Source organism: Lachnospiraceae bacterium JLR.KK008, assembly GCA_037015955.1.
GTDB lineage: Bacteria > Bacillota > Clostridia > Lachnospirales > Lachnospiraceae > VSOB01.
Genome location: CP143548.1, coordinates 367339 through 378869 on the forward strand (window position 1 = coordinate 367339; position 11531 = coordinate 378869).

Genomic DNA, 11531 nt, shown 5'->3' on the forward strand with positions numbered 1-11531 from the left:
ACCGGAAAAGGTTTTGAAATCAATGGAAATCCAGTATCAGTGTGGTTCGATGAGCATGGTATGAGTGTCGGCTATGGAACACAGGCAAGGGAAACACCGATTGTCACGATGGATTGGGAAGATGTGGAGAGCCATATCCGTTCCATGATCGAAAATGGTACTTATATGAGTGCCAGTGAAGCATTTCTTGTAGATACACAGGAGAGAAATCGTGTTGCCAATCAGATCTATTTCTTCCTGCGAGATGGAATGGATGAAATGCCGGAGGAGCTTGGCTTAAAAGCAGGAAATTATCCGGAAAGTGAAGCAAAACTCATGGAGCTTCTTTCCACCCATGAGGGCAGGGAACAGCTTAAAAATGTCTTGGAGGATGCGGCAGAGCGACTTGCATCGGGTGAAGCCGAATTAAAATGGCGGCATGTGAAATCACCGGAATATCTGTTATCGGAGATAGCAGACCTTGACAGGGAGAGACTGGAATTTCCATTGCCGGATGCGGTGGAGGTAGCACAGGAAGATTTTATCACGCAGGATGAAATTGACTATGCACTTGGCAGAGGAAGCGGCTATGAGCATGGAGCTTTCCGCATTTATGAGTATTTCATGGAAGGACATGACCAGAAGGAAACAGTTGCCTTTCTGAAAAATGAATATGGTATTGGCGGCGGTTCCGGTGGACTTCCAGGCAACGATGATTCCCATAATGAACATGATGGAAAAGGTATCCGTCTGGAGAAGGGCAGCTATGGAAATCCGTATGCAAAAGTGCTTCTGAACTGGAATGTAGTCGAGAAAAGGCTACGTGAGCTGATCCATGAGGATAAATATTTATCTCCACAGGGGAAAGAAAACTACAAGGCATACAAGGAAGAACAGGCAGAGAAAGCAAGACAGCGAGAGCTTTCCCGTCTGGAGCATGGACAGCGACTTGAATGTAAGAAGGACATCGAAGCCTTGATTGCCGAGAAATTCAATGGTTTTGTGCTTCCGAGGAATACCGCAGATGAAATCATAGATAAATATGGCATTGACTGTGTGGAATTTGTTCTTGCAAATACCGTCACGCATTTTGATTATGATGGGCGGTTTTCGCAGAACAATAAGGAATGGGCAAAAGGCATTGTTGCGGAAAATGAGTGGGAGAACAACGATCTGATTCTAAGCTCACATCCGGCAGTGCTGGACGGATTTACTAATCAGGCGAGAAGATATATCAATGTGATTCGGGAAAAAGAAAAGGAAGCACAGCAAAAGATCACGATTGATGGATATGAGTGTGTTCTGGTTGATGAGTGGGGCAGTGAAAAAGAGAAATATCTGCTTGGAAATGACATTGAGGACAGCAGTTTTTATTATGCACAGGTCAATGGGAAATCCTTTGAATACGACCATAAGCCGGAGCGTAGCGAGGTAGAGGACGATTATATCAATGCCATTGCAGAGGAAGATATTGACCGACACGAAGCAGAGGTGTTTTCAAGGTTTGAGGGGACGGATGGTATCGCAGAGCCGGATGAAACTGAGCCACAACAAGAATTTTCACAAGAGGAATCGCAGAAATTATCATGGCATGTGGTACATGATGCAGATGATGAATATGGCAATCCGACACAGTGGAGTGCAACCTTATCAGAGGGAATATTCCTTTGGATTGATAAGGAAGTGGACGGATATGCTATTTATGATACGGCAGACACCACCCGTCCGGCATTGGAGACATTTTCGACTTTGCAGGAAGCAATGGATTGGGGGAATGAGCTTGCAGAAAGTGGCAGGGAAGCAGAAGCGGAGTTTTCTGACGAAAAGGAACAGAATGTTGTTACAAAACAGACAGAAGATGAACTGGACAGTATAGATACGCAGTCTGCCCGTGAGCGTCTGGAGAATGGTGAAGCAGACCGACAGACAGAGGAAATGCTGTCGCAGGTGCTTACCGGAGATTGGGAGCCGCTTACACCTTCGTCAGAGGAAAAACAGCCTGCATCAGAAAGGCAATCAGCACAAGAAAGGTCGGTATCAGCACCAGATAAAAGTAACGCTGTCAATTTCCATATCAGCGATGACCGATTGGGTGAAGGCTCTCCAAAAGAAAAATTCCATACAAATATTGCAGCAATCAAGCTGTTGGAGCAGATTGAGGGCGAAAACCGTTATGCTACACCGGAAGAACAGCAGATTTTGTCACAATATGTCGGCTGGGGTGGTCTTGCTGATGCGTTTGACGAGAGCAAATCAAACTGGTCAGCAGAATATCACCAGTTAAAGGAACTGCTATCGTCGGAGGAGTACCGCATGGCAAGGGAGAGTACCTTGAATGCCCATTATACAAGTCCGGTCATTATCCGCCAGATGTACGAAACATTGGAGAAAATGGGATTTTCCAATGGAAATGTACTGGAGCCTTCCATGGGAATCGGCAACTTTTTTGGTATGATGCCGGATTCCATGAAAGAGAGCAGGCTTTACGGAGTAGAGCTGGACAGCATTACCGGACGCATTGCAAGGCAGCTTTATCCGCAGGCAGATGTGCAGATCAAAGGCTTTGAAAAGACTGATTATCCGAATGATTTCTTTGATGTGGCAATCGGAAATGTGCCTTTTGGTCAGTATAAGGTGGCAGATAAGCAGTATGATAAAAATAATTTCCTGATACACGATTATTTCTTTGCAAAGACGTTGGATAAAGTGCGTCCCGGTGGTGTGGTTGCTTTTATCACAAGCAAGGGAACCATGGACAAGGCAAGTCCGGAAGTCAGAAGATACCTTGCACAGCGGGCAGACCTGCTTGGTGCGGTGAGACTTCCGAACACCGCATTTAAGGCAAATGCAGGAACAGAAGTGACTTCGGATATTTTATTTTTTCAGAAGCGTGACCGCATGGTGGAGCGTGAGCCGGACTGGGTACATCTAGGAGAGGATGCAGATGGCATTGCAATGAACGCTTACTTTGCAGAGCACCCGGAGCAGATCGTAGGAAAGATGGAAATGGTATCCGGTCCTTATGGCATGGAAAGCACCTGTAAGGCAGATGACAGCAGCCCATTTGAGGAGCAGTTAGCGAAAGCACTTCAAAATATTACAGGACAGATTGATACGATTGATCTGGATGAGGAGCTTGCGGATGACATGAGCAGGCAGAGTATTCCTGCTGATCCGTCCGTTAAAAATTTCAGCTATACCGTAGTTGAGAATGAAGTGTATTACCGTGAAAATTCTGTCATGAAGCCTGTGGAAGTATCAGACACCGCAAAAGAACGTATCAAGGGAATGGTGGCAATCCGTAACTGTACGCAGGAGCTGATTGATATGCAGCTTGAGGAATATTCCGATGCGGCAATCAAGGGAAAACAGGCGGAATTAAACACATTATACGATTCCTTCTCGAAAAAATATGGTCTGATCAATTCGCAGACGAATAAGAGAGCCTTTAATCAGGACAGCAGTTATTGCCTGTTGTGTTCTTTGGAAAAACTTGATGATGAGGGCAATTTCAAGGGCAAAGCGGATATGTTCACGAAGCGTACCATTAAAAGGGCAGAGGTGGTCACAAGTGTGGATACTGCAAGTGAAGCATTAGCAGTATCTTTAGCAGAGAAAGCTAAAATCGACCTTGATTATATGGCAGAGCTGACTGAAAAGGACAAGGATACGCTGATTGAGGAGCTTCGTGGTGTTATTTTCCAGAACCCGCTTACCGATGTCTGGGAGACAGCAGACCAGTATCTCAGCGGAAATGTGCGTGAGAAACTTGCCATTGCAGCAACCTATGCAGAAAATCATCCGGAATATGCTCCAAATGTGCAGGCTCTTACGCAGGTACAGCCGAGGGAGCTGGACGCATCGGAGATTGAGGTGCGTATTGGTGCCACATGGATTGATCCAAAATATATCAATGATTTCATGCGTGATACGTTCCAGACACCGGAGCATTTATTCCGCAGAGATACGATTGGGGTGCAGTTTTCGGGTGTGACCGGAGAGTGGAACATTAAAGGGAAAAACGCTGACTTTGGAAATACGCTTGTCAACATGACCTATGGTACAAGCCGGGTAAATGCCTATAAGATACTGGAAGATTCCTTAAATCTGAAAGACACAAGAGTTTATGATACCATTGAGGAAGATGGAAAGGAAAAAAGAGTTCTTAATAAAAAGGAAACCATGATTGCAAGCCAGAAGCAGGAAGCGATAAGGGAAGCATTTAAGGACTGGGTATTCCGTGATCCGGAGCGCAGGCAGACACTTGTGGCAAAATATAATGAGCTTTTCAATTCCACCAGACCAAGAGAATATGACGGTTCGCATCTGAAATTTCCGGGCATGACACCGGATATTGAATTAAAGCCGCATCAGAAAAATGCGGTTGCCCATGTGCTGTATGGGGATAATACCCTGCTTGCACACTGCGTTGGTGCCGGAAAGACCTTTGAAATGACAGCGGCGGCAATGGAAAGCAAGCGTCTGGGACTATGCCAAAAGTCATTATTCGTGGTGCCGAACCACCTGACTGAACAATGGGCAAGTGATTTCTTACGGTTATATCCAGGAGCAAATATCCTTGCGGCAACGAAAAAGGATTTTGAACCCGCCAACCGTAAGAAATTTTGTTCCCGTATTGCAACAGGTGATTATGATGCCGTTATTATCGGGCATAGTCAGTTTGAAAAAATCCCGTTATCACAGGAAAGACAGGCAGCCACAATCGAAAAACAGATTGATGAGATTGAACTTGCTATTGATCAGGCAAAAAGAGACAACGGGGAGCGTTATACCATTAAGCAGATGGAAAAATCGAGGAAAGCATTGCAGGTGCGGCTTGACAAGTTAAATGACCAGAGCCGTAAGGATAATGTCGTGACTTTTGAGCAGTTGGGTGTAGACAGGCTGTTTGTGGATGAGAGCCACAATTACAAGAACCTGTTCCTTTATACGAAAATGAGGAATGTGGCAGGCATCGCACAGACAGAAGCACAGAAGTCATCTGATATGTTTGCCAAGTGCCAGTATCTTGATGAAATCACAGGCGGCAAGGGTGTAACTTTTGCGACCGGAACGCCAATTTCCAACAGCATGACGGAGCTTTATACGAATATGCGTTATCTCCAGTATGGTACGCTTCAGAAGCTGGGACTGGGACATTTCGATGCGTGGGCGGCTTCTTTTGGGGAAACACAGACCGCCATAGAACTTGCACCGGAGGGAACCGGATACCGGGCAAAGACAAGATTTGCGAAGTTTTTCAATCTTCCGGAGCTGATTGCACTTTTCAAGGAGAGTGCGGACATTCAGACACCGGATATGTTAAAACTTCCTGTGCCGGAAGCAGAGTATGAAAATGTGGTATTAAAGCCGAGTGAATTTCAGAAAGAAATGGTGGCTTCTCTTGCGGAACGTGCTGAAGCAGTCCGGGACAGACAGGTGCAGCCTTACGAGGACAATATGCTAAAGATTACCAATGACGGAAGAAAGCTGGCACTTGACCAGAGGCTGCTCAACGATATGCTTCCGGATGAGGAAAATTCTAAAGCGGCAACCTGTGTGGAGAAAGCCTATGAGATATGGGAGAACACCAAAGAGCAGAAGTCGGCACAGTTGATTTTCTGTGATTTATCGACACCGAAGGGTGATGGCACTTTCAATGTGTATGAGGATATAAAAAACAAGCTCATGGAAAAGGGAGTGCCGGAGCAGGAGATCGCATTTATCCATGATGCCAATACAGAACTTAGAAAAGCGGAGCTGTTTGCAAAAGTAAGAAGCGGACAGGTTCGTTTTTTATTAGGTTCCACAGCAAAGATGGGAGCCGGTACGAATGTGCAGGACAGATTGATTGCACTGCATCATCTGGATGTGCCTTGGCGTCCTTCTGATATTGAACAGCAGGAAGGTCGTATTTTACGACAGGGCAACCAGAATGATAAGGTCAAGATATTTCGTTATGTTACGGAAGGTACGTTTGACAGTTATTCGTGGCAGCTCATCGAGAATAAACAGAAATTCATCGGACAGATCATGACCAGCAAATCCCCGGTGCGAAGCTGTGAGGATGTGGACGAAGCGGCACTTTCCTATGCAGAAGTCAAGGCACTTGCCACAGGTAATCCCTACATAAAAGAAAAAATGGATCTCGATATTCAGGTATCGAAGCTGAAACTGATGAAGGCAAACCATACCAGTCAGAAGTACAGGCTGGAGGATAACATCACACAACATTATCCGCATCAGATCGCCATTTTCAAGGAGCGTATCGAAGGCTTTACCGCTGATATGAATAAATATGCGAAAAATAAGCCGGAGGATAAGGAGCAGTTCTTTATGCAGGTGGGTGGAAAATCATACACCGACAAAAAGGAAGCTGGAACTGCAATCATAGCCATGTGTAAGGAGATTAAAGGCATCAATGCCAGTGCAGATGTAGGTGAATATCTTGGATTTAAGCTGAATGTAACCTTTGATTCTTTTAACAATAAATTTGTGATGAATGTCAAAGGTGCAATGAGCCACCCGATGGAAGTCGGCTCTGATCCGCTTGGAAATATCACAAGAATCAACAATGTACTGGAAGCCATGCCTTCACAGCTTGAGGAAGCACAGATGAAGCTATCCAATGTGAAACATCAGCTTGAAACAGCAAAGGCAGAGGTAGACAAGCCATTTCCACAGGAAGCAGAACTTGCCGAGAAACTGGAGCGTCTGGCAGAGCTTAATTCTTTACTCAACATGGATGAAAAGGGCGATGATGCGATTGGTATGGATGATGAAGCCGCAGAACCGGAAAAACCACAGGAAACTGTGAAAACAGTGGATAACAAAAGGGACGAGGTCGCAGATATGCCAGCAAAGCAGAGTAATCTTGGGAAAACGGCTGTGGGTGGTAAGCTGTCAGACCGACCGGCAGAACGGACTTCATTGCAAGAAAAACTCGCAGCAATGAAGGCAAGGGTGTCTGGGACACCTGCAGGAAGGGATGCAGCGGATAAGACAAAGAAAAAAGAAGAAATTTTATAGGAAAATCTATTTTATTCCTAAGTTTATTCCCAACCTGTCAGCATTATTTGGGTTGGGAATATTAAAAAGTGTTATAGCAGTTTATGTAAGGGCAGTCCGTAGTGGCTGCCTTTTATCGTACAAGATGGAGGTCGTTTATGGCAGACAACAATACAGAAAAACAGCGTGTGCAGGAGCTTACGAACAAACTGGAGCAGGGATTGCAGGACTTATTCAACAGCGATAGTTACCGCAATTATCTTAGTACAATGTCAAAATTTCATAATTACAGTTTTAACAACACGCTCTTAATTGCGATGCAAAAGCCTGACGCTACGTTAGTGGCCGGATACAAGGCTTGGCAGAAAAATTTTGAGCGTCATGTAAATAAAGGGGAAAAGGCAATCCGTATCCTTGCACCTGCACCCTATAAAATCAAAGAGGAGAGGGACAAGATTGATCCGGTCACACAAGAACTTTTACTTGATAAAGACGGAAATCCGCAGAAAGAGGAAGTCGAGATAACAATTCCGGCATTCCGGGCAGTATCCGTTTTTGACCTATCTCAGACGGACGGAAAGCCGATACCGGAACTTACAGCAAAGGAGCTTCTTTCAGATGTGGAAGGCTATCAGGATATGATTCGTGCGGTAGAAGCTATTTCGCCAGTACCGATTGAACTGGAGGAGATAGCCGGAGATTCCAAAGGCTACTATGACAGGGAAGCAAAGCGGATTGCGGTGCAGGAAAACATGAGCGAGAGCCAGACCTTAAAGACCATGATCCATGAGGTGGCTCATTCCAAGCTGCACAGCAAGGAAGTGGAGCAGGATGAGCAGATGCGAAAAGACCGCAATACTAAAGAGGTGGAAGCAGAGAGTGTGGCGTACACCGTTTGTCAGCATTTTGGTGTAGATACCTCTGATTATTCTTTTGGGTATATTGCCGGATGGAGCAGTGGCAGAGATACCAAGGAACTGAGAGCTTCCATGGATACGATACGGAGGACAGCTTCGGAGTTGATTACCGGGATAGAGGAACAATTACAGGAATTACAAAGGAACAGGGAAGTATCACAGGAACAGACAAAGGAAAGTATTCTCCTCATACAGAATACTGACCTTTCAGAGTTCAGTCTGCTTGATGTATATGGCATGGACAGACCGGAACTGATGCAGGCATTGTCAGAAATGACAGATGATGACAAGTTGAGCATACAGGCATATTTGGAAAGCAGGGGTGCATGGACAACGGAAATCGGCAATCAGGATTCCAAAGAGTACGGAGAGTATCATCTGGATGTGCGTTATAATACAGATACAGATGAGCTGATTGATATGAAGGAGAGAAAGGCGGTCTATGATAAGGCAATGGAGCCGATCAATGCCGATGATGTGGTTGTTAAGTTCGCTTCCATTTTTGAAAGCGAATGGGAGGTTTTGAAAATCACAAATATGTTGAGGGATGATGTCGGAAAAATGCTCAAAGATATGGATTCTCTTGATGAAAAAGAATGGGATGGCAATTACCTTTCATATATGGAAAAACAGGGAGCGGAAATCACGTTACTTGCGTCCAGTAGTAAGGAATTAAATGGAAATATGCCGGACTTTTGGGATTATGAATACGATTTTGATGCAGGTCTGACGGATGCGGAGGAATTGTCTGTCATGCAACAGGCAGAGCATATCATTAACCGGTTGGAGCATGGACAGCCTGCCTTTTCCGATGATGAAAGAAATCTGATTGTAAATTATGCCTACAAGCTGGGGAACATTGAAAAAACAAGGGAGCTTGCAGAACATATCTATGCACAGGAAGTGGATGGAAATCAGGATGTTGCATTAGCAATGATTGATGCAGAGGCGGAAATCGACGCACTTCCGGATAGCATGGTAGGTGTATCTGAAATGCAGGAATATGGCTATACATGGAATGAAATGTTTCCTCTGACACAGGAAAGGGCAATAGAACTATTTGATCATGATTTGCCTGTGTATCTTCTGCATACGGACGGTTCCGAGACTACTGTATCCGATAGAAAACAGATTACAGAACATGACGGGATGTGTGGCATTGAAAAAGGGGACTGGCTGAATGAACGAAAGCTCCAGATGATGCAGGAAGAACTTTCAGAGAGTGATTCCAACAGGGAAGCACAGCTTTTGTATGGAAATACCGATAAATATGGCATTTATCAGTTGAAGGATGATCCTGAACTGGATAAGTTTCGCTTTGAAGGAACGGAAAGCCTGAAGCGTATGGGAATAACCAAAGATAATTTTGATGCTGTATTGCCGGAAAATTATAAGCTCGTGTATATGGGAGAACTGACGGAATTGCAGGGACAGACACAGTCGGAAACATTGGAAGCAATCTATACAAAGTTCAATATTGATCATCCGGCAGATTACAAGGCACATTCCCTGTCGGTCAGCGATATTGTGGTATTACATGAGAACGGAGAAAACAGCGCACACTTTGTAGATTCTTTTGGATTTACAGAACTGCCGAAGTTCATGCTGACACTGGAGGGAAAGAAAAATGAGATAGAGACGGAGCTTGCGGTTCATATCGCAGACCGTTATATCCTCATGCATGAATGTGATGAGGGATACGATTACTCCATTCTGAATGAGCAGTATCATTTACTGGATGGCGGTGTCTACGATAACCCAGATATTACGATTCAAAGAGCAATGGATATGGTAATTGCAGATCTGAAAGAACCACGCTTTTCATCAGTCACAGAGCAGTATTATCGTGACGAATATTTGCAGGGTGAAGTGTATGCAGGTTCCGAAGCAGAGATTGTTGATTTTGTGGAACTTTCGGAGAAAGCCGAGGAAGTGGAACAGGCAGATTTAGAAGCAAAGCAGGCAGAATTTAGAGAGAACAATCCGGATGTGGTTGCAGATTTCCGGGCAAAGACGGAAGAACTGTTTCATAGTCTGGACGGACAGAGTGCGGACGATATAGAAAAAACGGTATATGCCTATGTACAGTCGCAGATAGACGAGTATGGACTGGATGCACAGATTGTTGATGTGGTGGTATCCGGAAGCCGATGCAGAGGTATTGAGCAGGAAAATTCGGATTTGGATGTAGTTGTGGAATACACAGGCTCAACCAGAGAAGATGACCTTTTCAATATGCTACATGAGGACAGCATTTATATCGCTGGTATTCAGGTGGATATTAACCCGATTACAGAGAGCAGAACCGGAACATTGGAGACTTATCTTCCGGAGGTGGAAACTTACCTGCAGGAGAAGGCACAGCAGGAGCAGATCAACAATCAGCTTGTCACGCAGGGGAGAGAATTGGTGCAGGAACAAAACGCACTTGTATCAGAAGAAAAAGTGCTTTCTGAACTGGAAAAAGAGCCTGTAATTGAACCAGAGACAGTCCATATCACATTTACCGTTGCGGAGTGTGGGGAATTTCATAATATGGGTGAATACCATGAGGGCATTGAAACGATAGAGGAAGCTATGAAACTTTACAATGCCATTGATCCTTCCCGTATGCATGGGATTCCTTCTATTGGTGTAAATATGCACATCGAGGGGACTGAAGAATGGGAAGATGAGCAGGCAGACATTGTAAGCGGCAAGAGAATTGATGTGGATTTCCTGAATTATACACCGGAGCTTCGTGATACACCAAAGGTGCAGGACGCAATTAAAAAGCTGATTGCGGCATATCCGGAGAAAGATGTGATTGATATGGAGACAAAAGAGCAGAAGATACAGACACTTGCGGCAGAACTTGACCAGTTATCTTATGAGATTGATACATATGGATATAGAGATTCGGTATCAGACAGAGAATCACAGATACAAATGATTGCTGATGATATAAGAACTGGAAATGTGAAACCTCTAAGTATTTTCTTACAGGCATCTATTGACGAGGGGATAGACGAGGACAGTGAGAGACAGGCAAAGGAACTGCTTGTGAAATTGGCAGAATACAAGCCGCTTGCTAAGATCGAGGAACTGGAGGAACAGAATTATAACATGATTGATGAGAGACTCAACAATGGCGTGGAAAAATTCAATCGTGAGGAAGAAAAGAAAGAACAGCAGGAAAAGCCACAGGCACGTTCTTCCTTAAAGGAGCGACTGGCAGCCAAGCAGAAGGAAGCAACACAGGGAAACAATAAGGATACGAAGGAACAGGAAAAATCAAAAAATTCGCATAGGGAGATGTAGGTTGATGAATAAATTCACAGTAGAAGAAATCAATTTCATGTGTGTTTTTGAGACACAGAACAGAATGAAGATGATGGAAGAAATCAGACGGATAATGCCGTACATAAAGGACAGCGATATGGAAGATCTTTCTAGGCAGGTGTTGAGAAAGTTGGATGGCATGACAGATAAGGAATTTGCGGAAAATTCATTAGAAGCGGTAGAAGAATAGCGGTATCGAGTGGGTAGTCAGTTGCAATGGCTGGCTACCTGCTTTTTTAATTTGGCAAATTTTTGACATATAAAATTGATTGAGAAAAATCATGGGGTAAGGTATAATTTCGGTAT

General features: G+C 44.5%; 3 protein-coding genes. All 3 read left to right on the plus strand.

Going from position 1 to position 11531, the window contains the following annotated elements:
- The first annotated feature begins 603 nt into the window (after nt 1-603).
- Nucleotides 604-7008 (plus strand): DUF3849 domain-containing protein, encoded by a 6405-nt coding sequence (locus tag V1224_01855; protein ID WWR17404.1) that lies wholly within the window; start codon nt 604-606, stop codon nt 7006-7008.
- 137 nt (nt 7009-7145) lie between these two features.
- Nucleotides 7146-11204, plus strand: a complete 4059-nt coding sequence (locus V1224_01860) for a YodL domain-containing protein (GenBank protein WWR16225.1) — start codon at nt 7146-7148, stop codon at nt 11202-11204.
- 4 nt (nt 11205-11208) lie between these two features.
- Complete coding sequence (locus tag V1224_01865; GenBank protein ID WWR16226.1) at nt 11209-11415, plus strand: transposon-transfer assisting family protein; 207 nt, start codon at nt 11209-11211, stop codon at nt 11413-11415.
- The last annotated feature ends 116 nt before the right edge of the window (nt 11416-11531 follow it).

Bases quoted from the DNA above. Each gene is read 5' to 3' on its own strand.
- V1224_01865 (WWR16226.1), top strand. From the start codon at position 11,209: ATGAATAAATTCACAGTAGAAGAAATCAATTTCATGTGTGTTTTTGAG.
- V1224_01855 (WWR17404.1), top strand. From the start codon at position 604: ATGGAAGGACATGACCAGAAGGAAACAGTTGCCTTTCTGAAAAATGAA.
- V1224_01860 (WWR16225.1), top strand. From the start codon at position 7,146: ATGGCAGACAACAATACAGAAAAACAGCGTGTGCAGGAGCTTACGAAC.